Consider the following 26,809-nt stretch of genomic DNA (forward strand, 5'->3'; position numbering starts at 1 on the left):
CCTGGTCCAGGTCCCGGCCCGCATCGCCCGCTCCGCACGACGCATCACCCTGCACCTGCCCCGCAACTGGCCCCGGCAGCACGCCTGGACACACCTCTTCGACACCGTTCACGGCCCACCAGGCTGACACGAACAGTCCCTGCCCGCCCCGCCCGCCAGGGCCCAACCGGAACCGAACCCGTGGAAAAGCTGGGTAGACCAGCAGATACCACCTGCCCGCACCCAGCCACCAGCCCAAAGCGAACGCAGAAATCGATCAGAAGATCACTCTCGAACGACCTCGGCGGATTGAGGCTAAGTGCAGCGGCGCCCAGTTCGCCACGAGGAGCTCCCTCGGGTCCTGCCAGACCAGGGCCCCGTCAGCCAGGCCGGGAACCGTCCCCGAACGGCCCGGAGAGGGCATCAACACCCCCTGCCGTCCTTGACCGCCTCCACCACCGCCGCCAGCAGGTCGGCGAAGGCCATCCCCCCGGCTCTCCCGGGGCGTCCTCCATGGACCAGGAGCCCAATCGTCCACTGCCGCAGTCGATGGTGGAGCCCATCCAAGGCTCGTTCACCTCGTTCGTGGTCAGCGGAAGCCACGACCGGCCCCAGTCCTCGTCGAATGAATCGCATAGATCATCGCGAATGTCGGCAGCCGTGGCCACTGGCAGCAACGCGTGCTGGTCCAAGAACAGACCCGCGCCTGAGTCGACGTCATCAACTGTCACGACTTCGCGGCGCCACGGCGTCGGGACACCAAGGCGTGGACCGTCGTGGCCGCGGTTCTCAACGCCGGACTGCGTTACGAGGGCCGAGAACCGTGCGGCTGCGGCAAGGAACCCAAGTTCCGTCCCCGCACCCGAGCTCAGCTGCGCGCCCGCCGAATCGCAGCAGCACGAACGGGCACTCCCCTCGCCGACATGCTGGGACGCGCAGAACCACAGGCACCCGACTGATCGGAGTGTGCGACATCCCAAAGCTGGGTGCGGGTGTCCGTGAGTCTCCGGCTGGTGGGCCGCGCCGGCCGCCACTCCGAAGCGGTAGGCAAAAGCGCTGGACAAGACTGGCCCGGGCCCCTTAACCCGGGCCAGTCGCCCCTGTGGTGGCAGCGTCAGCCCTTGCCCCCGCGGTATGGGGTGTTCATGAAGACAAGGGCATCGCCGACGGCCCGCTCGGTCTTTCCGCTCGGCTGGTTGACCAGTTCGCCCTCGACCGACATGGTGCTGGAGCCGCCGCCGTCGAGGTTGACCGCGTCGTGCATGCCCAGCGCCTGAGCGACAGCAGCGGTCTCATCCATGGTGGTGCCGACACTGGTGGCTATGCGACCGTCGATCGTCGCGAGCATGATCTGTCCGTCTCGCGTCGTGCCGGCGATGGTGCGGGGGTTGCGCGAGTTGTCCGCACCGGGCTTCACCACGATCTGTCCGTCCGCCGTGAGCCGGAAGCGGCCGCTCACACCGAACAGCCCCTTGCGCACGGGGAGCTCCTCACCCTGCTCGTTGACCAGGGTGGAGGTCACCTTGAGGCATCCCTGTCCTGCGACCTGCAGGAGGGACGCCGCGTCCCGTCCCGTCGCCTGCAAGGAAGTCTGACCATCCGTCAGCTCCGTGCCACGAGCCGTCGAGGTACGCACCACGCAGCCATGCCGGTCGAGGACGACCTCCACGCCGGCTCCGGACGGGGTGGCGTCGGCGAACTCAGGGGTGAACTGAACCACATCGCCGGGCAGGGTGCACTGGGTCTGGTCGGTGAGGCCGGCGCAAGCGCCCGAAACCACCGGCGGGTGATTGATGTACTCCAGCGGCAACGTGGCCTCGGTCTGCCGGTTCTGCACGCTACCGGACCAGCTCAACTGGCCCATCAGGACCCGGTTGCTGTTGGCGTCCACGACGAAGTCGGCCTCGTCGCGGCCGCGGGAGGGCTCGCTGAGGAGTTTCCCGCCGTACAGGCCAAGGCCCACCGGGTCGCCGGGGTACTGCGCGCTGGCGGTGAAGGTGAAGAAGGAGGCGTTGACCCCGGCCAGGGCGCCGGAGGAGCGGACGAGGTCGGTGGTCTTCTCGGCCTTGGCCAGGTCCGACCCGTAGGTCGCCTCCAGGTGCCCACGGGTCTTGTGGGGGTCGATCGTCAGTACGTTGACCACCCACGGTCCGCGCGTCGTGGTGTTGATCTGGCCGGCCTGAGCGGGCTCGGTCCCACGGACGATGCGGGTCAGTGTGACACCGTCGGCCAAGGTCTGACTGCTGCGAGTCTCTTCCAGATTGGCATCGCCCAGCGGAAGGGATGCGTCAGCAGCTGCGGCGTGGCTGGTCGGGACGAGAAAGAGGGACAAAGCGGCCGTCGCAGCTGCCGCGACGGCTGCGGCACGCTTCGACCGGAAAGCATATCGGGATTGGGAAGTCATGCCGGCGAGCTTTTTCGGCTTGGGAAAACTTTGCCGCATCGATAGTTGATCGATTGGCGACAGGCGGATTAACCATCCAGCCCGGCTCTGCATTTTTTATCGTTAGCATGCCTTTTAAGTGCCTGATGAGCTGACTCTTCGTCATTACGGCGGGAAGAGAGGGTTACACCATTCCCGTAGAGCATCCGCTTTGATGCCCTTGCGTTCGTGTCGGACGGTGAACCGGCGGCCGCCCTACGGGGCGGCCTTTCGTGCGTTCGGGGGCGTGGTGCTCGCAGTGTGGTCGCACGCCCGGGCTGGGGCTGATCTGCCTTGCGTCGGCCTGTCCCTCGGCGGAGACGCGCGCCTCCAGGCCGACCGCGATCGGTTGCCGCGCTCCTCATGTGAGACGTCGCCCTGGGATCCCTTTGACGAGGACTGACACCGTGAGGTCTTCTACGTACACCGCTTGGTTGTCACGGATGATCCGCGTGGAGGCCTGGTGGTGGAAGTCCCGGCGGCGGTCGACCACTCGGGCATGCTGCCATCGTGGAATGGCTCAACCCCCGCACCGTTGCGCCGCGCCGCTGACTCCGACGGGCTGGCCGAAGCATGGCGGAGATCTCCGACACGGCCGCCTGACTGCTGAGCGACCGCTCGGGGCAGTGCCTGGGACGTTGGTGTGCTGTCGCACGGTGTCGACCCGTCCTCGTCCCCGAACGATTGGCCGTCTTCCCTCTGTGCCTGCCTGCCCCGCCGTGCCTGTGATGCTCACCGCTTCCGAGCGTCACCGGCTGAAGAAGATGGCCTACGGCCACAAGACCCCTCACCGGGCCCGGATCCGCGCCCACGTCGTGCTCCACGCGGCACGGGGTCGCTCCAACGTACGCATAGCTCGCGAAACGGGCCTGCACCTGGACACCGTGCGGACCTGGCGTGGCCGCTTCGCCGAGCAGGGACTACCCGGGTTGGCCGACCGCAAGCGCCCCGGTCGCCCGCCGGTGTTCACCGCGTTGCAGACCGCCCAGCTACGGCCGCGGCGGCGCCCTGGCCTACCTCGCCGCCTACGACGTCCACCAAGCCCGGGTGTTCGGATTCGGACCCGTCAGGCCCCCCTTTTCAGGGCCCGCATGTTCACCGAGTCGATCGCACACCGCGACCAGTCCAACTCGCCGCGAGAGCCGAGTTCGTCGAGGACCAGGCGGTGGAGTTTGGCCCAGACCCGGGCCCTCGTCCACTCGGTGAACCGGCGGTGGGACGTCGGACCAGACAGCCCGAACGATGCTGTGGGTAACTGCTGCCACGTGCAGCCTGGCATGGCCACGAAGACGATCGCCGCCAACACCTCCCGGTCGCCGTGGCGACGTCGACCGCCACCCTGTGGCCGCGACGGTGCCCCCGGTACCACCCGCTGGAACAACCCCCACAACGCATCCGGCACCAACCGATCAATAATCTCCACCATGGCCAGCAGGCTACCGAGCAAATTGAGATAGCTTCTTTCCATGACCGGACTTTCCGGGTGCAGGGTGGCGCAATCGGGCCGCGCCCGGCTCAATCCATCGGGTGGAAGTCGGGCTCCGGCATCAGTCTCGCGATCGAGAACGGCTCGAACTCGGGATCCGTCAGTACGCGGTAGACGAACTCGCTGGTGGACATGCTCACTTCTTGCCAGGGATACGGGTCGCCCTGCGTGACGATGGGCCAGTTCGCCGGATCCTCCTCGGCGGCTGCCAGCCAGAAGTAGCTACACTTCATCTCACCGAACGCCCAGGGAATGAGACCGCGCTGACCGGGCCGGTACATCCGGTAGGGCTTGAAGGCGGGATCGGGCCCGTTCTCCGGGCCGCCGTCGAGGAACGTCTTCCAGATCCTGACCAGGTCGAACTGCCTCGTGGCATCGACGGTAAGGATACGCATGAACTCCGAGAATTCCCCCTTGCCAAACGTCTCTGCAAGCTTTTTGTAGTCCTCGGGCAGTGCCGTACCGAGCTCTTCCTCAACGCTGTTCCAGGAAATTTCTAGCCGAGCCGGCTCCCAGTGCGTGGCCTCAGCGATTCGCTCAATCCACATTCTCTTCACATTCCGATCGGAGGCTTGGACCGGGGGTGTTCCAGATGTGCGACACGCCCCCGGTAGCGCTATATGAGGTGTTGTAGACCGGCACTGAACCGCTGGGCGACTCAAACTGTTCCAGGTTATGTCGAACCGGCCCGGCATCGGATCGGTGGCACCGAGGTAGTGCACCACAACCTGAGAGAAGACGGTGTTGCCGCTGTTGCTCTAGTCAGGCGCGTTCCGGATCCTGCAGAGCCTGATTCATTCCCTGCGCGATGGCAACGACGGCGCATAGCTCGTTCCTCGGCGCACGTCTCGCCGCGCCCGGACAGGAGTGCAGCCGAGCGCGGAAATCCGTGCAGGCGACCTCGACCCTCGGTGCACTGAAGGGCGGACAGCCCGGTGGGCTGCGGGTGTTCCGTGACGGACCTGCTGGTTTCCGCGTGCGCGGTGACGACCGGAGCCGACTCAGGAGCGGGGATCGGCCGCAGGCCGGCCAGGGCAGCAGCCGGCAGTGAAGTTCGACGTCCTGGGTTGCTGGGCGGGCCGCAAGACCGGATTGCGTACACCCGAAGGACCGGCAGTTCAGGGGGACTTCAGGTGCGCATCAGGTTGCGGAGTCCGGCGACGAGGCCTGGGACATCGCGTTCGACCTGCTCCGGGACCTCCAGCTCGGGCGATTCCGGTTTCTGGTGCACGTGTCGGCAGGGCTTGCAGAGGCCGTCCGGAAGTGCCTCGGCCGGACCGGGTCGACCGCATTCGGCGCACTCGACCAGGAGACTGCGCGCGGCAGTGCCGGACCGGCTCGATGCCGGTGCAGGTGCCGAGGGCAGTTGGGGCGGCATCTTGTCGGTGAGGCGGCGGCGCACCAGGCCGATGGGTGATCCGATCCGCTCGGGAAGCCCGGCGGTGAGCGCCGATGTCAGGTAGTCGGTGCTGACACCTCGGGCGAACCAGGCTTCTGAGGTTTGGATAGAAACGCAGAAGTGCTGTCCTGTGCTGGGACGATGGACCTTGTCGAGGGGTTCTTTCGTCGCCAGAGGAAGGCGTTCAACGGACGCCTCACCCTCAGTGCGCCCGCCAAGATCCGGTACCAGCACTCGTACCCCCACAGCGACAGAGCGCACTGGACGCTGAGTCACGCCTGGAACTCCTCCTGCATGGTCCCGAACGCCTCGCTGCGGAAGGCGAACGCCGGGACCGGAAGCAGAACTTCTCGAAGCTGAGCGGCGGCGCCAATGATACGCAGCTATTGCGCAGGCGCGCGAGCAGCAGATCGATCAGCAGCGCGCGAAGGTTCGTCGAACAGATGAGTGCTTGGAGAACGAGTCGATCTGACAACGGGCGAATGCAGCATGCTCGGCGCGGTCGAGGCCAGGGAGATGGATCTGTTCGACGTCGATGAGCTTGCCCTGCCGGGCCCGGGCGGTTGGCGGCTCCTCCCGCCCGAACTAGTGGATGCCTGGCGGGCGGCCTTCGACGCGGAGCCAGCCGCTCCCGACCTCTCAGCGCCCTGTCCCCACTGCGGCGCGACGGACCTCCACCGCTGGTACCGGGTGGACGGACCGCTGGACGAGATGTTTGATGGGGTCCGCGCCGTCGCCTACGGCTGGCGAACCGAGTAATGCGCCTCATGCCACCTCTGCCACGAGGACGGCGACAGCTTCGTACCAGACTACTGGCGGTCTCCGTACAACGTGCCCGAGGCACACGAGATGAAGTTCGCCCCGCGCTACATCGAGGCTGCCCGCCATCGAGACTCAAAGCCGACAGTAATCCGAACGACTAATACTCCAGTCTGGTTTCGCGATCTTGTGGTGAGACCGGCTGGGAACGAATACGGCCACCGCAGGATCATCAAGGGTTGTGTGGACTCCTGAAGATCATGCGGTGGCCACCGGCCATAACGTAGCCCCTTCCCCCTGACGGGAGATGTTCGACCAGGCCATGGCCCGGATCGCGGGATAGTTCGGCCAGGTTGAGCCCCGGGCGAGTGCCCGTGCCTACCTGCATAGGCTGGCGCCCGCCGCCTTGTCGCCCAACAGGGCGGCGAAGCAGGTGATTTCATTCGTCTTGTCCGGCACCCGCAGCTGGGTGACCGTCTGGCCGCTGCCGATCATCGCGGCCAGGAGATGGGTGGCCGCAGTGGTGCCGTGGCGCGATCCGCGGGCGCTCTTGCCATCCACGGCCAGCGTTTCGGCACCAGCCGGATCGCATCCCAGCAGGTCGGCGAGCCCGCCCGGGCAGGTGCGCTGGACTACCCGGCGGACCGTCGCGCTGCTGGGAGCGATGCGCAGGGCGAACGCCGTAGCAGCGCGGGCCCCGAGCCGGGCAAGGGCGCCCTGTGGTGCCTCCTTGGCCCACTGCCCGATGGCAGCGAAGGACTTCGCTCCGGCGACCACCGCCGAGCAGGCCACCAGCAGGACGGCCACGAACGGGTGACGCTTCCCGCGCCGGCACCGCGGATCGGCCAGTGTCTCAAGCCGCAAGGCCAGCGGACCGATCGCACGATGCTGACGGGTGGGCGACTTGGTCAGGCAGACAGTGGCAGACTGATGGCACATCGAAGCCCCGTTGGGCGAAGGCGACTTGGCAAGGTCTCCTGCACAACGGAGCTTCACTGCGTACGTCGCGCGCCCACCGAACATCGTCACACCGAAGTGACCTGCGCCCCTACAAGATCACCCCGACTTTGAAATCGCCCTGACCCGTGCCGTCGAGGGAGATGTTCGAAGTCTCGACTCGTCAGCGCAGACGCCTCGTTGGTTCCCTGTCCTGTGGCGCTCGACTTTCCTCATGCGCTGGTCGAGTGGGCCACCATGCTCATCGTCACTCGCGAGGGTGGCCGCCCGCCGCACCAACCGGCGCTTGTCGGTCTGGTGTACCTGCGCAAGCACGACACCCTGGCCCGGATCGCCGCCGGCTTCGCCATCTCTGTCGGCACCGCCCATGCGTACACGACCGCGGTGATCGACCTCCTGGCCGCGCGGGCGCCCGGCCTGCTCAGGGTCCTGCACGAGCACGAACCGGACTACGCACTGCTCGACGGGCCGCTTGTCAAGTGCGACCGTGTGGGCGATGGCCGGTCCGACCACTCGCACAAGCACCGTCGCCACGGCGTGAACGTGCAGGTCGTGACCGACCCGACCGGGCAGGTGCTGTGGATAAGGCAAGCGTCATTCGAGCGTCAGGAATGCTGCACCAAGGTCGTGAAACGGTCGTCCAAATGGTCGCATTCAAAGTGAAACCGCAGGTCAGACAGGATCGGGTGGTCGATTCGTCCGCTCGAACCGTTCCACGGAGGGAAACAGGTCGAGCGAACTAACAGGGCCGCGAATCCGCAGGTCAGGCGCCCTTCTCAGCGGGCTCAAGAATCGCCACGCACTCAACGTGCGAGGTCATCGGAAACAGATCGAACGCCCGTAGAGTCCGCACCCGGTACCCGCCCTCGCGGAAGTACGCCAGGTCGCGTGCCAGGGCCGCCGGGTCGCAAGCCACATACGCGATGCGGCGGGCGCCGAGGCCGGTCAGGTGCTTGATCGTCTGCTTGCCGGCGCCTGCGCGCGGGGGGTCGAGGACGATGAGGTCGGTCTCGGTGATGCCGGTGCGCGGCAGGATCTGGTCGACCTTGCCGTGCTCGATGCGGACCCGCTCCAGGTCCTTCAGGTTGTGCCGGGCGTCCTCCACGGCGCGCTTGCCGGACTCGATGCCGAGGACGGCGCCCTTCTCGCCGATGCGCTGGCCGATGGCGCCCGCGAAGAGGCCGACGCCGCAGTACAGGTCGAGGGCAGTGTCGCCCTTGCGGGGCAGCAGGCCCTGCATGACGGCGCGGACGAGGGTGTTGGCGGCCTGCGGGTGGACCTGCCAGAAGCCGCCCGAGCCGACCCGGTAAGTACGGTCGTCGGCGCGCTCGCGGACGAAGGCCCGGCCGTGCACGCGGTGGACGCCGCCGTCGCGCTCGTCGACACGCATCACCGAGACGGGCTTGTCGAGCTCGACGAGGGGCAGTCGGCCGCCGGGCCTCGGCGTGAGAATGACCTGGCGGTCGTGGGAGCCGGTGGCGGCGATGGCTTCCACCGAGGCCATGCCGGGCCATTCCCGCTTCTCGACGCCGAGCTCGGTGACGCCGGGGGCCGCGATCAGGCAGCGCTCGATGGGCTCCACGTCGTGCGAGCGGTGCTTTCGCAGGCCGACACGGCCGTCCTCGTCAATGGCGTACTGGACCCGGGTGCGCCAGGCCGGTACCTCGCCCGCCGGAAGTTTGTCGCCCTCGGCCGGCATGACGGTGCCGTCCCAGCCCGCCTCCTCCGGGGTGAGGCCCGCGAGGCGCTGGAGCTGTTCTGCGATCACTTCGCCCTTGAGCCTGCGCTGGGCGCCGGGCTTGGCGTGCTGCCAGTCGCAGCCGCCGCACTTGCCGGGACCGGCGTACGGGCAGGGCGCCTCGACGCGGTCCTTGGACGCCTCGATGATCCGTACCGCGTCGGCGCGCAGGAAGCGGGAGTCGCTCTCGCCCTCGGTGACCCGGGCAACGACCTTCTCGCCGGGAAGCGTGTGCCGTACGAAGAGGACCTGGCCCTGCGAGGTGCGGGCGATGCAGTGGCCGCCGTGTGCGACGGGCCCGACCTCGACCTCGTACTCCTCCCCGACCAGCGACGACGTGGGTTCGTTCTGCATGAGGGGGTGGCTCCAGAGATCAGGGAAAAAACGGCCGGACAACAACCCACGAGTCTACGTGGGTGCCGTCCGGCCGTTTACCACGAGCAGGCGGGCGCCGTCAGCCCTTGTTGGCGGGTTCCTTGGGCCTGCGCTCCACGGGTCCGCGGCGCACCGAACCCGGTGCGTTCCACTCGGCGCGCTTCCTGGCGCGCTTCTTCGCCACCTCGGAGGACTCCAACTGGTACGGCACGGAGGTCACCATGACCCCCGGGGTGAACAGCAGCCGCCCCTTGAGGCGCAGGGCGCTCTGGTTGTGGAGAAGGTGCTCGTACCAATGACCGACCACGTACTCCGGGATGTACACGCTCACGACATCGCGCGGGCTCTCCCGGCGCAGGCTCTTCACATAGTCGATGACCGGGCGGGTGACTTCGCGGTACGGGGAGTCGAGGATCTTCAGCGGGATGTCGATGCCCCGCCGCTCCCAGTCCTCCCTGAGCGCCTTGGTCTCGGCCGGGTCGACGCTGATGGAGAGCGCCTCCAGGCGCTCGGAGCGGATCAGCTTGGCGTAGGCCAGGGCGCGCAGCGTGGGCCGGTGAAGCTTGGAGACCAGGACGATCGAATGAACCCTGGAGGGCCGCATCGTCTCGTCGGCCGGGGTCTCCTCGGCGGCGATCTCCTCGGCGACCCGGTCGTAGTGCCTGCGGATCGCGGTCATCGTCACGTAGAAGATCACCATGCCGAGCAGCGCGACCCAGGCGCCATGGACGAACTTGGTGGCGAGCACGACCACGAGCACGGTGCCGGTCAGGAAGGCGCCGAAGGTGTTGATGGCGCGGGAGCGCAGCATGTGGCGGCGCTTGGCCTGGTCCTTCTCCGTCGCCAGATGGCGGTTCCAGTGCCGGACCATGCCGATCTGGCTGAGGGTGAAGGAGACGAAGACGCCGACGATGTAGAGCTGGATCAGCCGGGTCGAGTCCGCACCGTAGACCCAGACCAGCAGGATCGCCGCACCCGCGAGCAGCACGATGCCGTTCGAGAAGGCGAGCCGGTCGCCGCGGGTGTGGAGCTGGCGGGGCAGGTAGCGGTCCTGGGCGAGGATCGAGCCGAGCACCGGGAAGCCGTTGAACGCGGTGTTGGCGGCCAGGAAGAGGACGAGAGCGGTGGCCGCCGAGAGTACGACGAACAAGAACGTGCCGTCGCCGAAGACAGCGGCCGCGACCTGGGCGATCACCGGGTCCTGGACGTAGTCGGGGCCGACCGGAACACCGTTGTTGAGCAGGTTCTCCGCCGGGTTCTCCGCCATCTTCACACCGGTGGCCATGGCCAGGGCGATGATGCCGCAGAACATGGTGACGGCCAGCAGGCCCATCATCGCGAGCGTCGTGGCGGCGTTCTTGCTCTTCGGCTTACGGAAAGCAGGTACGCCGTTGCTGATCGCTTCGACCCCGGTGAGGGCGGCACAGCCGGAGGAGAAGGCCCTCAGCAGCAGGAAGACCAGCGCGAAGCCGCCGAGCCCCTCGTGCACGGCCTTGATCTCGTAGTCCGCCGTCGGGGCTTGCATGGTTTCGTCGAGGACCAGTCCCTGGAACGCACCCCAGAAGATCATGATGAAGACGCCTGCCACGAAGAGATACGTGGGGATGGCGAAGAGCTTGCCTGACTCCTTGACGCCGCGCAGATTCATCAGCGTCAGCAGCACGATGGCCGCGATCGCGCACGCCGTTTTGTGCTCGACGACGAATGGGATCGCGGAACCGAGGTTCTCCACCCCGGAGGAGATCGACACCGCGACGGTCAGCACGTAGTCGACCAGCAGTGCGCTCGCCACGGTCAGCCCGGCCTTGGGGCCGAGGTTGGTGGTGGCGACCTCGTAGTCACCACCACCGCTCGGGTAGGCGTGCACGTTCTGCCGGTAAGAAGCGACGACCGTGAACATCAGGACCACGACCGCGAGCGCGATCCAGGGGCTGAAGCTGTAGGCCGACGCGCCCGCGGCGGACAGCACCAGGAGAACTTCTCCGGGCGCGTACGCCACCGAGGACAGGGGGTCGGATGCGAAGACCGGAAGTGCGATGCGCTTGGGGAGGAGCGTTTCTCCCAGCTTGTCGCTGCGCAGCGCCCGTCCGATCAGAATCCGTTTGGGCAGGTCGGTCAGTTTGGACACGCAGAGGATCGTATGCGTTCCGTATGAAAGCCGCAGACCCACCACCCCCGTGGCCTCGCAATCTCCCGCGCTCGGCCGAAAAAGCCACGGAATCCTTAACGAAATCCTTGCACTCAGGCGTCCACGAAAAGGGCGCTGCAGCCGTTGAGCGCGGGCTGGCCACCGAGGTCACCCTTCTCTTCGAGCGCGGCGAAACCCGCGACCATGCCGGCCTGGGTGGAGCCGGTCACCGAGCAGACAATCACGGTGCGTACTCAAGAGTCCGTCCCGCAGTGGCTGAGGCCGGCGGCCCTCCCCATCCGCATGACCGGTGCGGCCAAACCGCCCGCGGATGAGGCTTCGCACTCCCGGCCGCATAAGCTCATCCTGGGCAACGGGACAGACCGTTGCCCCGTTGTTTGCCCCGGCAAGCTGAGGAAGAAGTGTGAGCAGGGTGTTTTCGCAGGTCAGCCGGATGATCAGGACTGCGAGGTAGGTGCGAGGTGCACATCGTCATCATGGGCTGCGGGCGAGTAGGAGCCGCTCTCGCGCAGACCCTGGAGCAGCAGGGGCACACGGTCGCCGTCATCGACCAGGACCCCACGGCGTTCCGGCGCCTCGGGTCCGGATTCGGTGGCCGGCGCGTCACCGGTGTCGGCTTCGACCAGGACACTCTCCGTGAGGCGGGGATCGAGGAGGCCGGTGCGTTCGCCGCGGTGAGCAGCGGCGACAACTCGAACATCATCGCCGCCCGGGTGGCCCGCGAGATGTTCGGCATCGAGAATGTCGCGGCGCGGATCTACGACCCCCGGCGCGCCGAGGTCTACCAGCGTCTCGGTATCCCCACCGTCGCCACTGTGCGGTGGACCGCGGACCAGATGCTGCGGCGGCTGCTGCCCTCGGGCGCCGAGCCGCTGTGGCGGGATCCGAGCGGCGGTGTGCAGCTCGCGGAGGTCCACACCACACCGTCCTGGATCGGCCACAAGATCAGCACGCTGCAGGAGGAGACAGGCGTCCGCGTGGCGTTCCTCACCCGGTTGGGTGAAGCCATGCTGCCCACCTCGCAGACGGTGCTGCAGGAGGGCGACCTGGTCCACGTGATGATGCGTACGGACGAGATCGCGAAGGTCGAGGCGGCCTTCGCCGAGGGCCCTGAGGAGGGCGGTCACTGATGCGTGTCGCGATTGCCGGAGCCGGTGCGGTGGGCCGTTCCATCGCGGGCGAGCTGCTGGAGAACGGGCATGAGGTGCTGCTCGTCGACAAGGCGCCCACGGCCATTTCGGTGGAGCGGGTGCCGATGGCGGAGTGGCTGCTGGCGGACGCCTGCGAGATCACCTCACTCGACGAGGCGGCACTTCAACGCTGCAACGTCGTGATCGCCGCGACCGGCGACGACAAGGTGAATCTGGTCGTCTCGCTGCTCGCCAAGACCGAGTACGGCGTGCCGAGGGTCGTCGCCCGGGTCAACAACCCGAAGAACGAGTGGCTGTTCAACGAGGCCTGGGGCGTCGATGTGGCTGTCTCCACGCCGCGTCTGATGTCGGCCCTGGTCGAGGAGGCGGTGAGTGTCGGCGATCTGGTCCGGCTGCTGCGCTTCAGCCACGGTGACGCCAATCTGGTCGAGCTGACGCTGCCGCCGGAGTCGGCGCTGGCCGGCACCCAGGTCGGCGATGTGGCCTGGCCCGAGGACACCTCGCTGGTCACCATCATCCGAGGGCAGCGCGTTCTGACGCCGGGCGCCGAGGAGACGCTGGAGGCCGGTGACGAGCTGCTGTTCGTGGCCGCACAGGCTCGCGAGGAGCAGCTTGAGGATCTGCTGTCGGTGCGGCGGGGCGAGTCGGAGGACTGACCGACGCAGGGCAGGCAGATGGAAGGGGCCCGGCACCGTTTCACACGGTGCCGGGCCCCTTCCATCTGAGGCCGGCCGACAGCCTCTCAGAACTCCCGGTGGCGCGTCGCGGCGGCGGCTGCTTCCGCCTTGCGAGCCTTTTCAGCCTGCTCCTGCGCCTCCATCTCGGCGAAGACATCGATAGGCGGCGGCGCCTTGGCGAGGAAGACCCAGGTCAGATAGACCGCGAGCAGGAACGGCGGGATCTTCAGGGCGACCAGGACCCAGCTGAACTGGGTGGTGTCGGCCCACCAGTACAGCGGGAAGAGGATCGCGCACTTGGCGAGCAGGATCAGCCCCCAGGCATAGCTGGCCTTGGCGTACGCCTTCTTGCGGCCGGGGTTCCTGGTGCGCCAGGAGAGGTTCTCCCTGAACACCGGGCCCAGCATCAGACCGATCAGCGGCACCCCGGCAAGGGTGGTGATCAGGTAGGCGAGTGCCAGGCCGAGCGTGTAGAGCATGCCCGGCAGGTAGAAGTCCTTGGCATTGCCGGTCATCATCGCGAAGACCACACCGAAGGCCACGCCGAAGACACCGCTGAAGGCGTGCTTGACGGTATCCCTGCGGATCAGCCGTACGGCGACGAGGGCCAGGGAGACCACCAGGGCCGCGATGGCCGAGAGGTGCAGATCCTTGTTGACCGTGTAGATCGTGACGAAGAGCAGCCCGGGAAGGACTGTCTCCACCATCCCCCGGGCGCCTCCGAATGCTTCGAAGAGCGCTGCTTCGGTGACCGCCTGCGCGTCGGCGTCCTGCTGGTCGGTGTGGGTGGTGCGGTCCTTGTCGGACGTCGGCTTGTCGAGAGACGTCACCGGCTACTCCTTGCCGAGCGGTCGGAGTTCGTATTTGGGGTTGAACAGCACCCGGCGTCCATGACTCATGGCGATCCGGCCCGAGGCGATGAGCTTGCGACCCGGTTCTATGCCCGCGATGGAGCGCCGGCCCAGCCAGACCACGTCCAGCGGTGCGGTGCCGTCGAAGAGTTCCGCCTCCAGGGCGGGCACTCCGGCGCGCGGGCGCAGGGTGACGGTCCGCAACGTACCAGTCACCTTGACGATCTGGCGGTCGGTGCATTCGGAGATCCGCGTGCACCCCGAAGCCTGCGAGTCCTCCTGCAGCTCCTCGGACTCCAGGTCCTCCTGGGAGCTGGACAGCCGGTCGAGCATCCGCCGGAAGCGGCCGGACGGCTTCGCCGCCTTGCCGGGCTTCTCGAATCGAGGAACAGCACTCATACCCGAAGACTACCGGTCTCCTGTGCTCCGAGCGGTTGTTCCGGGTCTCACTCGAACAGGTCGCTCGCAAGGGGTACGGAACAGGCCCGGTGGCCCGTTCAGCCGCGCTCGAAGCGGTAGCCCATCCCCGGCTCGGTGACGAAGTGCCGGGGATGCGAGGGGTCGGCCTCCAGCTTGCGCCTGAGCTGCGCCATGTAGACCCGCAGATAGTTGGTCTCGGTGCCGTACGAGGGCCCCCAGACCTCCTGGAGCAGCTGCTTCTGGCTGACCAGCCGGCCGCTGTTGCGGACCAGGACCTCCAGGAGGTGCCATTCGGTGGGGGTGAGCCGTACGTCGCGTCCCTCTCGATGGACCTTCTTCGCCGCCAGATCCACGGTGAACCCCTCGGTCTCGACGATCACGACGCCGTCGGAGCCTTGCTGGCCTGCGGGTTCGGCGCGGCGGACGGAGGCGCGCAGCCGGGCCAGCAGCTCGTCCATGCCGAACGGCTTGGTGACGTAGTCGTCCGCGCCTGCGTCCAGGGCCTCGACCTTCTCGTCGGAGGTGTGGCGGGCGGAGAGCACCAGGATCGGCACCCGGGTCCAGCCGCGCAGCCCCTTGATCACCTCGACGCCGTCCATGTCCGGCAGCCCGAGGTCGAGGACGACGACATCGGGGTGGCGGGCGGCGGCGAGCTGGAGGGCGGTCGCGCCGTCGGGCGCGGCGTCCACCTCGTACTTGCGCGCCTTCAGGTTGATCACGAGGGCGCGTACGATCTGCGGCTCGTCGTCGACCACAAGCACCCGGGTCATGGGGGCCCTTCCTTTCTGCTGTACGGCGATCTCCTGGGACGTTGCGGAGATCATGAGGTGACCTGCACGGTCATGAGGTGACCCGCGCGGGCAGGTCGGGGCTGACGGGAACGTACCCCGATGCCGCCTTGAGGGTCAGCACCATGGTGAGGCCGCCGCCGGGGGTGTCCTCGGCGTCCAGCGTGCCGCCCATGGATTCCACGAAACCGCGGGCTACGGCGAGGCCCAGCCCGACGCCTGCGCCGCGCGGGGCGTCGCCGTAACGCTGGAAGGGCTCGAAGATGCGCTCCTTGGCGTCGTCGGGGACGCCTGGGCCGCGGTCGGCCACCCGTAGCTCGACGCGTTCGCCGAGCGCGCTGGCGGCCACCGTGACGCGTTCTCCGTAAAGGCTGTACTTGACGGCGTTCTCGACGATGTTGGCAACAGCCCTCTCCAGCAGCCCGGGGTCGACGTCGACCATCGGCAGGGTCTCGGGGATGTCCAGGTCCACGCTGCCCTCGGGGACGCCTCCGAGCGCCATCGGGACCACCTCGTCGAGGTCGATCTCGCGGATCAGCGGGGTGACGGTGCCGGTCTGCAGCCTGGACATGTCCAGGAGGTTGCCCACGAGATGATCGAGGCGGTCGGCGCCGTTCTCGATGGCCTCCAGGAGTTCGGCCTCGTCCTCGTCGGACCAGGCGACGTCGCCGGAGCGCAGGGAGCTGACGGCGGCCTTGATGGCGGCGAGCGGGGTACGCAGATCGTGGCTGACGGCGGCGAGGAGCGCCGTCCTGATCCGGTTTCCCTCGGCGAGCCGCCGGGCCTCCTCCGCCTCACCGACCAGGCGCTGGCGGTCCAGCACGACGGCGGCCTGGGCGGCGAACGCGCCGAGCACCCGGCGGTCCTCGGCGGGCAGCACCCGGCCGGAGAGCGCGAGCGCCATGTGGTCGCCGACAGGCATGTCCACATCCGCGTCCTCCGGCCGGGCCACCGGGCCCGGCCCGACGCTCCCGGCGCACGTCCACGGATCGACGTCGCTCTGCCGCTCCAGCAGGGCGACGGACTCCATACCGAAGGTCTCGCGGACCCGGTCCAGGAGTGCGTCCAGAGTCGTCTCGCCGCGCAGCACACTGCCGGCCAGGAAGGAGAGGATCTCCGACTCGGCCCGCAGCCTGGCCGCCTGATGGGTGCGGCGGGCCGCCAGGTCGACGACCGAGGCGACCGAGACCGCCACCGCGAAGAAGATCACGATGGCGACGAAGTTCTCCGGGTCCTGCACGGTCAGGGTGTGGGTGGGCGGGGTGAACCAGTAGTTCAGCAGCAGCGAGCCGGCGGCGGCCGATGCGAGGGCGGGCAACAGCCCGCCGAGCAGGGCCGCGGCGACGGTCAGGAAGAGGAAGAGCAGGACGTCGTTGGCGAGCCCGGGGCCGCTGTCCAGGCGGATCAGGAGCAGCGTGAGAAGGGCCGGGCCGCCCACACCGACCAGCCAGCCCCAGATGATCCGGACCCGGCCCAGCCGGGCGCCGCGGGCGATGGGCAGCCCCCGGCCCTTGGCCACCTCTTCATGGGTGACGATGTGGACGTCGAGGTCGGGGCCGGAGTCACGGGCGACGGTGACGCCCACGCCTGGTCCGAAGATGTACTGCCAGGCCTTGCGACGGCTGGAGCCGAGGACGATCTGCGTGGCGTTCACCCCACGGGCGAATTCGAGGAGGGCCGAGGGTATGTCGTCGCCGATGACATGGTGGAACGTGCCGCCGAGGTCCTCCACAAGGGTGCGCTGGACGGCGAGTTCCTTGGGCGAGGCGGAGGTCAGTCCGTCGCTGCGGGCAATGTAGACGGCGAGGATCTCGCTGCCGGAGCCCTTGGCCGCCATCCGGGACGCGCGGCGGATGAGCGTACGGCCTTCGGGACCGCCGGTGAGTCCGACGACGATGCGTTCGCGGGCCTGCCAGGTGGTGCGGATGTTGTGCTCGCCGCGGTACTGCTGCAGGTATTCGTCGACCCGGTCCGCGACCCAGAGGAGGGCCAGCTCGCGCAGGGCGGTCAGGTTGCCGGGGCGGAAGTAATTGGACAGGGACGCATCGATCCGGTCCGGCTTGTAGATGTTGCCGTGGGCCATGCGGCGGCGCAGCGCCTGGGGCGACATGTCGACGAGTTCGAGCTGGTCGGCCCTGCGGACGACCTCGTCGGGGACGGTCTCGCGCTGCCGTACACCGGTTATGGCCTCGACGACGTCGCCGAGCGATTCCAGGTGCTGGATGTTGACGGTGGAGATCACATCTATGCCGGCCTGGAGGAGCTCTTCCACGTCCTGCCAGCGCTTGGCGTTGCGGGAACCCGGCACATTGGTGTGCGCCAGTTCGTCCACCAGGGCGACGGCCGGGGCGCGTTCCAGGACCGCGTCGACGTCCATCTCGGTGAAGACGGCGGAGCGGTACTCGATCTCACGGCGCCGGATCTGCTCCAGGCCGTGCAGCATGACCTCGGTGCGCGGGCGGTCGTGGTGCTCCACGAAGGCGACGACGCAGTCGGTGCCCCGTTCCACACGCCGGTGGGCCTCGGAGAGCATCGCGTACGTCTTGCCGACGCCGGGCGCCGCACCCAGATAGATTCGAAGCTTGCCGCGTGCCATGGCCCCATTGTCTTCTCTGAACCGGCTGACGCCGATGCGGCAACCGGTTCGAAGCTACCCCGATGATTCTCGACAAATGGGACGGGGGGTGGGGCGAGGGGCCGAATTGACAGGATTCTGACGCCTCGGCCGGACCCGCCCACTACCCCGTCCTCACGTCCTCAGGACTCGTTCACAAGCTGCTTGAGGGCGACGTTGAGCTGGAGGACGTTGACCCTCGGCTCTCCCACGAAGCCGAGGATCCGGCCTTCGGTGTGCTGGTCGACGAGCTTCTCGACCTGGGCGACGTCGAGGTGGTTGCGCTCTGCGACGCGGCGTACCTGAAGTTGTGCGTACTCGGGGGATATGTCGGGGTCGAGGCCGGAGCCCGAGGAGGTGACGGCGTCGGCCGGCACATCTGCGGGGCTGATGGGGTGGCCTGGAACGGAGTTGTCCTTGATGACGGCGGCCTTGGCGGCGGTGACCCAGTCGATGAGTTCCTTGTTGTCGCCGGAGAGGTTGGTCGCGCCGGAGAGGATCAGTTCGTACTGGGTGTTGACGCTGTTGGTGCCCAGGCCGTTGGACGGGCGCGGCTGGAACCACCTGAGGTCCGGAGCGGGGGTTTCCTCTCCCTTCTTCATCGGCAGGTCGTAGCGCTGGCCGATGAGCTCGGAGCCGACGACCTTGCCGTTCGAGGTGATCTCGGAGCCGTTGGCCTTGTCGGGGAAGAGGCCCTGGGCGACGCCGGTGACGGCGAGCGGGTAGAGCACGCCGCACACGACGGTGAGAACGAGCAGGGCGCGCAGTCCGGCCCAGAGCAGCCGGGCGGTGTTTCCTACGGAGTTGTTCATGGCAGGTCAGCCGATTCCGGGGATGAGGGAGATGATCAGGTCGATGATCTTGATGCCGATGAACGGGGCGACCAGACCGCCCAGTCCGTAGACCCCGAGGTTGCGCCGGAGCATCGAGTCGGCGCTGCTGGGCCGGTAGCGCACACCCTTCAGGGCGAGCGGCACCAGCGCGATGATGATCAGCGCGTTGAAGACGACCGCCGACAGGATCGCGGACTCGGGGGAGGACAGCCGCATGATGTTCAGCTTGTCCAGGCCCGGGTAGACCGCCGCGAACATCGCCGGGATGATCGCGAAGTACTTCGCGACGTCGTTGGCGATCGAGAACGTCGTCAGCGCACCACGCGTGATGAGGAGCTGCTTGCCGATCTCGACGATCTCGATCAGCTTGGTCGGGTTGGAGTCCAGGTCCACCATGTTCCCGGCCTCCTTCGCGGCCGAGGTACCGGTGTTCATCGCCACACCGACATCCGCCTGCGCCAGCGCCGGGGCGTCGTTCGTACCGTCCCCCGTCATCGCGACGAGCTTGCCACCGGCCTGCTCCCGCTTGATGAGGGCCATCTTGTCCTCGGGCGTGGCCTCGGCCAGGAAGTCGTCCACGCCGGCTTCCTCGGCGATCGCCTTCGCGGTCAGCGGGTTGTCACCCGTGATCATGACCGTCTTGATGCCCATGCGGCGCAGCTCGTCGAACCGCTCCCGCATGCCCTCCTTGACGACGTCCTTGAGGTGGATGACACCCAGGACCCGGGCGCCGTGCTCGTCCTCCAGGGCGACCAGCAACGGTGTGCCGCCGGCCTGGGAGATCCGGTCGGTGAGTGCCTGCGCGTCCTGCGCGACGCTGCCGCCGCGCTCCTTGACCCAGGCCATGACCGAACCGGTCGCGCCCTTGCGGACCTTGCGTCCGTCGACGTCCACACCCGACATGCGTGTCTGGGCGGTGAACGCGACCCACTCGGCGTGCCGCAGCTCGCCCTGGTGGCGCTCGCGCAGCCCGTACTTCTCCTTCGCGAGCACGACGATCGAACGGCCCTCAGGGGTCTCGTCGGCGAGTGAGGAGAGCTGGGCGGCGTCCGCCAGTTCGGCCTCGGTCGTGCCCTTGACCGGGACGAATTCGGCGGCCTGCCGGTTGCCCAGTGTGATCGTGCCCGTCTTGTCGAGCAGCAGGGTCGAAACATCCCCCGCCGCCTCGACGGCACGCCCCGACATCGCGAGGACGTTGCGCTGCACCAGCCGATCCATGCCCGCGATTCCGATGGCAGACAACAAGGCCCCGATCGTGGTCGGGATCAGGCAGACCAGCAGGGCGGTCAGCACGATCACCGACTGCTTCTCACCCGCGTAGATCGCGAAGGGCTGCAGGGTGACGACGGCGAGGAGGAAGACGATGGTGAGGGACGCCAGGAGAATGTTGAGCGCGATCTCGTTGGGTGTCTTCTGCCGGGCGGCGCCCTCGACCAGGCCGATCATCCGGTCGATGAACGTCTCCCCCGGCTTCGTGGTGATCTTGATGACGACCCGGTCGGAGAGCACCTTCGTACCCCCGGTGACAGCGCTGCGGTCACCGCCCGACTCCCGGATGACCGGCGCCGACTCGCCCGTGATCGCGGACTCGTCCACACTCGCGACACCCTCGACGACATCCCCGTCACCGGGAATGATGTCACCGGCCTCGCAGACCACCAGATCACCGATGTGCAGCTCGGTTCCCGGCACCCGCTCCTCGTTCTTGCCGTTCAGCCGCCGGGCGACGGTGTCGGTCTTGGCCTTGCGCAGCGTGTCGGCCTGCGCCTTGCCGCGCCCCTCGGCGACCGCCTCCGCCAGGTTCGCGAAGATCGTGGTCAGCCACAGCCAGACCGCGATCGCCCAGCCGAACCAGTCGCCCGGGTTCAGACACGCCAGCACGGTCGTGAACACCGAACCGATCAGCACCACGAACATCACAGGCGACTTGACCATCACCCGGGGATCGAGCTTGCGAACGGCGTCCGGGAAGGACTTGAGCAGCTGCTTGGGGTCGAACAGGCCCCCGCCGACACGTCCTTCGCCCTGGTGACCCGTGGGCGCGTCCTGGTGTGGTGCCCGGGTGGGGGTGACAGTGGACATCGAGTCCTCTTGCTTCGTACGAGTGGTCATGACGCCAGCCCTTCGGCCAGCGGCCCCAGCGCCAGGGCCGGGAAGTAGGTCAGCCCGGTGATGATCAGGATCGTGCCGAGCAGCAGCCCGCTGAAGAGCGGCTTGTATGTGCGCAGCGTGCCGGCACTCTCCGGTACGGGGGTCTGCTCGGCAAGCGAGCCGGCCAGCGCCAGGACGAACACCATCGGCAGGAACCGGCCGAGCAGCATCGCGATACCGATCGTCGTGTTGAACCACTGCGTGTCCGCGTTCAGCCCGGCGAACGCCGAACCGTTGTTGTTCGCACCCGAGGTGTACGCGTACAGAATCTCGGAGAATCCGTGCGCGCCGCTGTTGGTCATCGAGTGGGGCGGGGTGGGCAGGGCCATCGCCAGCGCGGTGAAGCACAGCACCAGCGTCGGGGTGACCAGGATGTAGCAGGCCGCGAGCTTGATCTCACGGGTGCCGATCTTCTTCCCGAGATACTCCGGGGTACGGCCGACCATGAGACCCGCGATGAACACCGCGATGATCGCCATGATCAGCATGCCGTAGAGGCCGGAGCCGACACCACCGGGCGCGATCTCGCCGAGCTGCATGCCCAGCATCGTGATCCCGCCGCCGAATCCTGTGTACGAGGAGTGGAAGGAGTTCACGGCACCGGTGGAGGTCAGTGTCGTGGCCACGGCGAAGATCGACGAACCGGCGATCCCGAACCTGGTCTCCTTGCCCTCCATCGCCCCGCCCGCGATGTCGAACGCCGGCCCGTGGTGGGCGAACTCCGTCCACATCATCAGCGCGGTGAAGCTCAGCCAGATGACGCCCATCGTCGCCAGGATCGCGTATCCCTGCTTCAGCGAACCGACCATCCGGCCGAACGTACGGGTCAGCGCGAACGGAATCAGCAGGATCAGGAAGATTTCGAACAGGTTCGACAGCCCGTTGGGGTTCTCGAACGGGTGGGACGCATTGGCATTGAAGTAGCCGCCACCATTCGTGCCCAGCTCCTTGATGACCTCCTGCGAGGCCACCGCGCCGCCGTTCCACTGCTGCGAGCCGCCCATGAACTGCCCGACCTCATGGATGCCGGAGAAGTTCTGGATGGCGCCGCAGGCGACCAGCACCAGCGCCCCGACCACGGAGATCGGCAGCAGGATCCGTACGGTGCCGCGCACCAGGTCGGACCAGAAGTTGCCCAGTTCACCCGTGCGGGAACGGGCGAAGCCGCGTACCAGCGCCATCGCGACGCCCATGCCGACGGCGGCCGAGACGAAGTTCTGCACCGCGAGGCCACCGGTCTGGACGACATGGCCCATGGCCTGCTCGCCGTAGTACGACTGCCAGTTGGTGTTCGCGACGAACGACGCCGCCGTGTTGAACGCCTGATCCGGATCGATCGAGGCGAAGCCGAGCGAGCCGGGCAGACTGCCCTGGAGCCGCTGCAGCAGATAGAGGAAGAGGACGCTCACAGCAGAGAAGGCGAGCACCCCACGCAGATACGCGGGCCAGCGCATCTCCGTGTTCGGATTGGCACCGATGGCCTTGTACATCCACTTCTCGACCCGGAGGTGCTTCTTCGAGGAGTAGACGGCGGCCATGTAGTCGCCGAGCGGACGGTACGCCAGCCCCAGCGCCGCAATGAGCGCGAGAACCTGGAGCGCACCGGCGAGGACGGGGCTCATATCGGGCTCAGAACCTCTCCGGGTACAGAAGGGCGAGGACGAGATAGCCCAACAGGGCAACGGCCACGATCAGACCGACAATGTTCTCGGCAGTCACAGCTTCGCCACCCCCTTGGCGATGAGAGCCACCAACGCGAACACCGCGATCGTGGTGACGACGAAGGCCACATCGGCCATCGTGTGCTCCTAGATGAGGTACGGAATCTCTGACCTCATGAGCAAACCTCGTGTCACAGCCGTCCCGGCCTGCGTTGATGGCTTCCTTACGGGGAAAGGCGAGCCCTTGACGGCGCACATACGTGCCTCATACACGCCCCATACGCGCTCCTGCAGTGCGCCCGCAGCCCTCCCTGGGTGCAGAAAAAAGACCGGTGGGCCGTACCCCTGGAAAAGGGATACGGCCCATCGGCCCTTCAGCTGTGCCGGGCGGCTGCCCGTATCTGCTCAGCGCACCTCGGTGATCTCGGGTCCGCGCTGGAGCTGGTTCATGCCACCGGCGAACTTCGAGCCCTCCTGGTTGTCCTGCTGGACGCCCTCGGGCACCATCTGGGCGTCGTCGGGGAGCTTGAGGACGATCGGGTCGCGCGGCGCCATCGGGCCCTCGCCACGGACGACCACGGTGTCCCGGAAGATCGTCTCCAGGAGCCCTGCGGCCTCCGGCTGCACAGCACCCTGGCCGGAGATCACTCCGCGCAGGAACCAGCGCGGCCCGTCGACGCCGACGAAGCGCACCAGCTGCACCCCGTTCGCCCCGTCCGGGAGCTGTACGGGGACCTGGGCACGCAGCTCCCAGCCCAGCGGGCCCTCGACCTCGTCGATGATCCCGCCCTGCTGGGTGATGCCGGAGGCGATCTCCTCGCGGACCTCGCCCCAGATGCCCTCCTTCTTGGGGGCGGCGAAGGCCTGCAGCTGGATTGCGCTGTCGCGCAGCACCACGGTCGCGGCGACGATCGCGTCACCGGCCACCTCGACGCGCAGCTCCATGCCCTCGACGCCGGGCACGAAGACGCCACCCAGGTCGACCCGGCCCTCGCCGGGCTGGGAAACCTCGGTGATGTCCCACGGCCCGTCCGGCCGCGGCGCCGGCGGGAGATTCACCCGACGCGAGCCGCTGTCGGCTCCATCGGCGTCATCGAGCTCGTCGACGACCTGCTCGGCCTCGCGCGCTTCGTCCGCCACGTCCTTGGCGGAACCACTCTTCTTGCGACGTCCGAACACGTCACTGTCCTTCCCGGTCGGGTACGACCGAAGCGTAGCTGTTCCCGCCCTGGGCAATCCCGCCCCCGACGCCATCAACATCGCCGGAAGCATGCCCTCCGGTGGATCCGAAGCCTCCCTCGCCGCGGGCCGAGCCAGGCAGCTCCGCCACCTCGTGGAAGCGCACCTTCTCGACCTGCTGGACGACCAGTTGGGCAATCCGGTCGAACCGCTCGAACCGCACGGGCTCGCGCGGGTCGAGATTGATGACGATCACCTTGATCTCTCCACGGTACCCGGCATCAACCGTCCCCGGGGCATTCACAAGAGCGACTCCGCAGCGCGCGGCGAGGCCGGACCGCGGGTGCACGAACGCGGCGTATCCGTCGGGCAACGCGATCGACACCCCGGTGGGCAGAACAGCCCGCTCGCCCGGGGCGAGTTCGGCGGCCTCGGTGGTCACCAGATCGACCCCGGCGTCGCCCGGGTGTCCGTAGTCCGGAATCGGCACCTGCGGGTCGACACGGCGGATAAGAACGTCTACGGGGTGACGCATCAGGGGTTCACCTCGAACGCACGCACGCGCTTGGCCTGGTCCGGGTCGGCCATCGCTGCCTGGATCTCGGCCGGGCGGCCGTTCTCGATGAAGTGGTCGACCTTGACCTCGATGAAGACGGCCTCGGCGCGGACCGCCACGGGTCCGTCCGGGCCGCCGATCCGGCCGGTCGCCCGGGAGTATATCTTCCGGCCGTGCACCGCGGTGGTCTCGGCGTCCAGGTGCAGCACGGTATCCACCGGCACCGGACGCACGAAGTCGGTCTCCAGCCGCCCGGTCACCGCGATCACCCGCAGCAGCCAGTTCAGCGAGCCGAGCGTCTCGTCCAGCGCGGTGGCCAGAACGCCACCGTGGGCCAGGCCCGGGGCGCCCTGGTGGGCGGCCTTGACGGTGAACTCGGCGGTGACTCTGACACCCTCACCGGCCCGCGCCTGGAGGTGCAGCCCGTGCTGCTGTCCTTCGCCGCACCCGAAACAGTGTTCGTAGTGCGCGCCGAGGAGTTCGCCGGGGGCCGGGGCTTCGGGGTGCCGGACCGGTTTCACCGCGTCGGCCGGGGGCTTCAGAGCCGCAGATGTTCCACTCACAGGCGCAGACCTTACCCGCGCGGCCAGCTGCAGGTCGCACCGTGCCAAGCTTGGCTTCATGCAGCCTTCCACCCCGCCTTTCGACGAACGACTGACCGCGCCCCGTTCGTGGTGGCTCATGGCCTTCCTGATCGGCGTCGCCTGTGCCCTGATGCTCCTGCCGCTCGGCGGCCTGGCCCTCCTGGCCGGCCTGGTGGGCGGCACGGCCCTGTCGGCGGTCGCGGTGAGCTCGTACGGCTCGGCCAGGATCCGGGTGGTCTCGGGCGCCCTGGTGGCCGGCGACGCGCGGATTCCCGTGACGGCGCTCGGCGAGGCCGAGGTGCTGGACGCGGATGAGGCGCGCGCGTGGCGCTCGTACAAAGCGGACACCCGCGCGTTCATGCTGCTGCGCAGCTACATCCCGACGGCGGTCCGGGTCGAGATCACCGACCCGCAAGACCCGACGCCGTACATCTATCTGTCGACCCGCGAGCCGCAGGCCCTGGTCGCAGCACTCAGCGCGGTACGGGCCTGAGGGCTCGGGACAGCCCTTAGCGGGTCCATTGCTTCAGGAGATCCTCGCGGGCCCTCCAGGCGGCCTCTGACGGCCCGCAGGCACGTTCCGGCGATACAGGGTCTGGTCCCCTGCGTTGCCGGGATGCCTCAACCGTCCAGCTCGCCCGGCAGATCCTCGCGCAGCCCCCTCGGCTGCTCCAGCGGAGGCAGTTCCGGAAGTCGGTCCCAGGGGATCTGGCGCTTACACAGATCCTTCCTGACCCGTTCGGCGAGCTTTCTGGTGTCGCGCCGGTTCATCACCGCGCCGACGGCGGCGCCGAGCATGAACGGAACGAGGTTGGGCAGATTGCGCACCATGCGCTTCGTGATCTGCTGGCGCAGCTCACGTTTCATCTGACCGCCCAGCGCCGCGTTGACCGTCGCGGGGCGGGTGACATCGATACCGCGCTCCTCCGTCCAGGACGTGAGGTAGGCGGTGGAACGCTGAGTGAGCCCGCCCGGCGGGCGCTGTCCGTAGACCTCGTGCAGCTCGGCGACGAGCTTCATCTCGATCGCGGCCACACCGGTGATCTCCGCCGCCAGCTCGGCGAGCATGGCGGGCGGTACGGGCATCATGGCCGCCGCGCCAATACCGGCGCCGACGGTGGCCGACGCGTTGCTCGCGCCTGCGATGAGCTTGTCGGCGAGCTCCTCGGGCCCTAGGCCCGGGAACTGCTTACGAAGGGTCGCGAGGTCGCGTACAGGGATGCGGGGAGCGGTTTCGATGATCAGGTCGGCGATATGGCCGATCGCTGCCTTGGCGTTCTCCCCGCCCCTGGATACTCCCCGTTTCACTGCACTCAGACGGCCTGCCCCGGTCATGGGCTCCGTCTTGTCGACCTGTCCGGCCCCATCGGCCGTGTCGACTACTTCGACTGCCGCGGCCGCTTCGAGCGAGGCCCACCGGCCCCGCTCGTCGTCCCGCTCACCCGGAGAGGGTGGCAGGGCGGATCGCTCGGCAGGCACTGCTACGCCTCCTACCGGGCCCGTGCCGCCCTGATTCGCCTCCGACGACCCTTTGCGCCGCAAGCATCGCTTCCGGAACGGTGTGTCGCCTGCCACGGTCGGCTCGACCTAGTCGCAATCGCGGCAGATCGGCTGGCCGTTCTTCTCGCGCGCCAGCTGGCTCCTGTGGTGCACGAGGAAGCAGCTCATGCACGTGAACTCGTCGGCCTGCTTGGGCAGGACCCTTACGGCCAGTTCTTCGTTGGACAGGTCTGCGCCAGGCAGCTCCAGTCCTTCGGCCGCGTCGAACTCGTCGACGTCGACGGCGGACGCCGTCTTGTCGCTCCGGCGAGCCTTGAGTTCTTCAAGGCTGTCCTGGTCGACGTCGTCATCGGTCTTGCGTGGGGTGTCGTAATCCGTTGCCATGTCGCTCTCCCCCTCTGGGTGTCTGCGGTGTCTCAGCGCACGTAACGCGTGAGAGGCCGGACTTGTGCCCGACCTGAGGCGGAGATTTTGCCTCACATCAAGGTCTGTTACTCAATCGACACCCAAAAGGACCGCTCGGGAGTGGTCGGCTTGGGTGGCGATGGGGACCGTACACGGTCCCGGTCTCGCGCTTCAC

General features: G+C 67.8%; 23 protein-coding genes and 3 pseudogenes. 6 read left to right on the forward strand and 20 right to left on the reverse strand.

What is annotated here, in order from left to right; genetic code table 11:
• Window positions 1-1,093 precede the first annotated feature (1,093 nt).
• Entirely contained in the window at window positions 1,094-2,383 is a 1,290-nt protein-coding gene (locus ABT115_RS27630) for a phosphodiester glycosidase family protein (RefSeq protein ID WP_351795231.1), read from the reverse strand.
• Window positions 2,384-3,165: 782 nt separating this feature from the next.
• Between ABT115_RS27630 and ABT115_RS27635 the strand changes: the two are divergent.
• Window positions 3,166-3,342: pseudogene (locus tag ABT115_RS27635) on the forward strand (helix-turn-helix domain-containing protein); the annotation flags it as partial.
• Window positions 3,343-3,444: 102 nt separating this feature from the next.
• Here ABT115_RS27635 and ABT115_RS27640 read toward each other — a convergent pair.
• The 3 genes and pseudogenes from ABT115_RS27640 to ABT115_RS27650 form a co-directional block, all read right to left on the reverse strand.
• Window positions 3,445-3,827: pseudogene (locus ABT115_RS27640) on the reverse strand (transposase); the annotation flags it as partial.
• Between the two features lie 89 nt (window positions 3,828-3,916).
• Window positions 3,917-4,444, reverse strand: a complete 528-nt coding sequence (locus ABT115_RS27645) for an SMI1/KNR4 family protein (protein WP_351795233.1) — start codon at window positions 4,442-4,444, stop codon at window positions 3,917-3,919.
• 572 nt (window positions 4,445-5,016) lie between these two features.
• Window positions 5,017-5,562 carry a hypothetical protein gene (locus tag ABT115_RS27650; protein WP_502969173.1) on the reverse strand — a complete coding sequence of 182 codons (546 nt, stop codon included), beginning with the start codon at window positions 5,560-5,562 and terminating at the stop codon, window positions 5,017-5,019.
• Window positions 5,563-5,733: 171 nt separating this feature from the next.
• Here ABT115_RS27650 and ABT115_RS27655 point away from each other — a divergent pair, with 171 nt between their 5' ends.
• Window positions 5,734-6,045 carry a hypothetical protein gene (locus tag ABT115_RS27655; RefSeq protein ID WP_351795236.1) on the forward strand — a complete coding sequence of 104 codons (312 nt, stop codon included), beginning with the start codon at window positions 5,734-5,736 and terminating at the stop codon, window positions 6,043-6,045.
• Between the two features lie 378 nt (window positions 6,046-6,423).
• On the opposite strand, the gene ABT115_RS27660 is transcribed toward ABT115_RS27655, so the two are convergent.
• Window positions 6,424-6,984 (reverse strand): transposase family protein, encoded by a 561-nt coding sequence (locus ABT115_RS27660; RefSeq protein WP_351795239.1) that lies wholly within the window; start codon window positions 6,982-6,984, stop codon window positions 6,424-6,426.
• 198 nt (window positions 6,985-7,182) lie between these two features.
• Between ABT115_RS27660 and ABT115_RS27665 the strand changes: the two are divergent.
• Window positions 7,183-7,596: pseudogene (locus ABT115_RS27665) on the forward strand (helix-turn-helix domain-containing protein); the annotation flags it as partial.
• A 169-nt stretch (window positions 7,597-7,765) separates the two neighbouring features.
• Here ABT115_RS27665 and ABT115_RS27670 read toward each other — a convergent pair.
• Both ABT115_RS27670 and ABT115_RS27675 read right to left on the reverse strand, forming a co-directional pair.
• Complete coding sequence (locus ABT115_RS27670; RefSeq protein WP_351795242.1) at window positions 7,766-9,094, reverse strand: class I SAM-dependent RNA methyltransferase; 1,329 nt, start codon at window positions 9,092-9,094, stop codon at window positions 7,766-7,768.
• Window positions 9,095-9,194: 100 nt separating this feature from the next.
• Window positions 9,195-11,243: an APC family permease gene (locus ABT115_RS27675; RefSeq protein WP_351795245.1), complete on the reverse strand. Its 2,049-nt coding sequence runs from the start codon at window positions 11,241-11,243 to the stop codon at window positions 9,195-9,197.
• A 482-nt stretch (window positions 11,244-11,725) separates the two neighbouring features.
• Here ABT115_RS27675 and ABT115_RS27680 point away from each other — a divergent pair, with 482 nt between their 5' ends.
• Both ABT115_RS27680 and ABT115_RS27685 read left to right on the forward strand, forming a co-directional pair.
• Entirely contained in the window at window positions 11,726-12,394 is a 669-nt protein-coding gene (locus tag ABT115_RS27680) for a potassium channel family protein (protein ID WP_351795248.1), read from the forward strand.
• On the forward strand, window positions 12,394-13,071 hold the full coding sequence (locus tag ABT115_RS27685) for a potassium channel family protein (RefSeq protein WP_351795250.1): 678 nt from the start codon (window positions 12,394-12,396) through the stop codon (window positions 13,069-13,071). The genes ABT115_RS27680 and ABT115_RS27685 overlap by 1 nt, the downstream gene beginning before the upstream one ends.
• 86 nt (window positions 13,072-13,157) lie before the next feature.
• Here ABT115_RS27685 and ABT115_RS27690 read toward each other — a convergent pair whose 3' ends face one another.
• From ABT115_RS27690 to ABT115_RS27740, 11 genes are all read right to left on the reverse strand, one after another.
• Window positions 13,158-13,922: a DUF3159 domain-containing protein gene (locus tag ABT115_RS27690; RefSeq protein WP_351795253.1), complete on the reverse strand. Its 765-nt coding sequence runs from the start codon at window positions 13,920-13,922 to the stop codon at window positions 13,158-13,160.
• Between the two features lie 3 nt (window positions 13,923-13,925).
• The gene (locus tag ABT115_RS27695; protein WP_266749209.1) at window positions 13,926-14,342 is read right to left on the reverse strand and encodes an OB-fold nucleic acid binding domain-containing protein; all 417 of its coding nucleotides are present in this window, start codon (window positions 14,340-14,342) and stop codon (window positions 13,926-13,928) included.
• 98 nt (window positions 14,343-14,440) lie between these two features.
• Window positions 14,441-15,133 carry a response regulator gene (locus tag ABT115_RS27700; protein WP_351795256.1) on the reverse strand — a complete coding sequence of 231 codons (693 nt, stop codon included), beginning with the start codon at window positions 15,131-15,133 and terminating at the stop codon, window positions 14,441-14,443.
• A gap of 70 nt (window positions 15,134-15,203) precedes the next feature.
• Complete coding sequence (locus ABT115_RS27705; protein ID WP_351795259.1) at window positions 15,204-17,747, reverse strand: DUF4118 domain-containing protein; 2,544 nt, start codon at window positions 17,745-17,747, stop codon at window positions 15,204-15,206.
• A gap of 161 nt (window positions 17,748-17,908) precedes the next feature.
• Window positions 17,909-18,577, reverse strand: coding sequence for a potassium-transporting ATPase subunit C (locus ABT115_RS27710; protein ID WP_351795261.1), 669 nt, complete (start codon window positions 18,575-18,577; stop codon window positions 17,909-17,911).
• 6 nt (window positions 18,578-18,583) lie between these two features.
• Window positions 18,584-20,710, reverse strand: coding sequence for a potassium-transporting ATPase subunit KdpB (kdpB, locus tag ABT115_RS27715; protein ID WP_351795264.1), 2,127 nt, complete (start codon window positions 20,708-20,710; stop codon window positions 18,584-18,586).
• Complete coding sequence (gene kdpA / locus ABT115_RS27720; protein ID WP_351795268.1) at window positions 20,707-22,371, reverse strand: potassium-transporting ATPase subunit KdpA; 1,665 nt, start codon at window positions 22,369-22,371, stop codon at window positions 20,707-20,709. Before kdpA ends, kdpB begins: the two co-directional genes overlap by 4 nt.
• A 7-nt stretch (window positions 22,372-22,378) precedes the next feature.
• On the reverse strand, window positions 22,379-22,468 hold the full coding sequence (gene kdpF / locus ABT115_RS27725; protein WP_037701211.1) for a K(+)-transporting ATPase subunit F: 90 nt from the start codon (window positions 22,466-22,468) through the stop codon (window positions 22,379-22,381).
• A gap of 347 nt (window positions 22,469-22,815) precedes the next feature.
• Window positions 22,816-23,589, reverse strand: a complete 774-nt coding sequence (locus ABT115_RS27730; RefSeq protein WP_351795271.1) for a DUF3710 domain-containing protein — start codon at window positions 23,587-23,589, stop codon at window positions 22,816-22,818.
• 1 nt (window position 23,590) lies between these two features.
• Entirely contained in the window at window positions 23,591-24,124 is a 534-nt protein-coding gene (gene dut, locus ABT115_RS27735) for a dUTP diphosphatase (protein WP_351795274.1), read from the reverse strand.
• Window positions 24,124-24,708: a PaaI family thioesterase gene (locus ABT115_RS27740; RefSeq protein ID WP_351795277.1), complete on the reverse strand. Its 585-nt coding sequence runs from the start codon at window positions 24,706-24,708 to the stop codon at window positions 24,124-24,126. Before ABT115_RS27740 ends, dut begins: the two co-directional genes overlap by 1 nt.
• 58 nt (window positions 24,709-24,766) lie before the next feature.
• On the opposite strand from ABT115_RS27740, the gene ABT115_RS27745 reads away from it, so the two are divergent.
• Window positions 24,767-25,222, forward strand: coding sequence for a DUF3093 domain-containing protein (locus ABT115_RS27745; protein WP_351795280.1), 456 nt, complete (start codon window positions 24,767-24,769; stop codon window positions 25,220-25,222).
• 128 nt (window positions 25,223-25,350) lie between these two features.
• Here the strand turns inward: ABT115_RS27745 and ABT115_RS27750 are convergent, their stop codons facing one another.
• On the reverse strand, window positions 25,351-26,304 hold the full coding sequence (locus tag ABT115_RS27750) for a hypothetical protein (protein ID WP_351795283.1): 954 nt from the start codon (window positions 26,302-26,304) through the stop codon (window positions 25,351-25,353).
• Window positions 26,305-26,316: 12 nt separating this feature from the next.
• The gene (locus ABT115_RS27755; RefSeq protein WP_003965732.1) at window positions 26,317-26,613 is read right to left on the reverse strand and encodes a DUF4193 domain-containing protein; all 297 of its coding nucleotides are present in this window, start codon (window positions 26,611-26,613) and stop codon (window positions 26,317-26,319) included.
• Window positions 26,614-26,809: the final 196 nt, after the last annotated feature.

This window comes from Streptomyces sp. NPDC001832, from assembly GCF_040297265.1.
Lineage (GTDB): Bacteria > Actinomycetota > Actinomycetes > Streptomycetales > Streptomycetaceae > Streptomyces.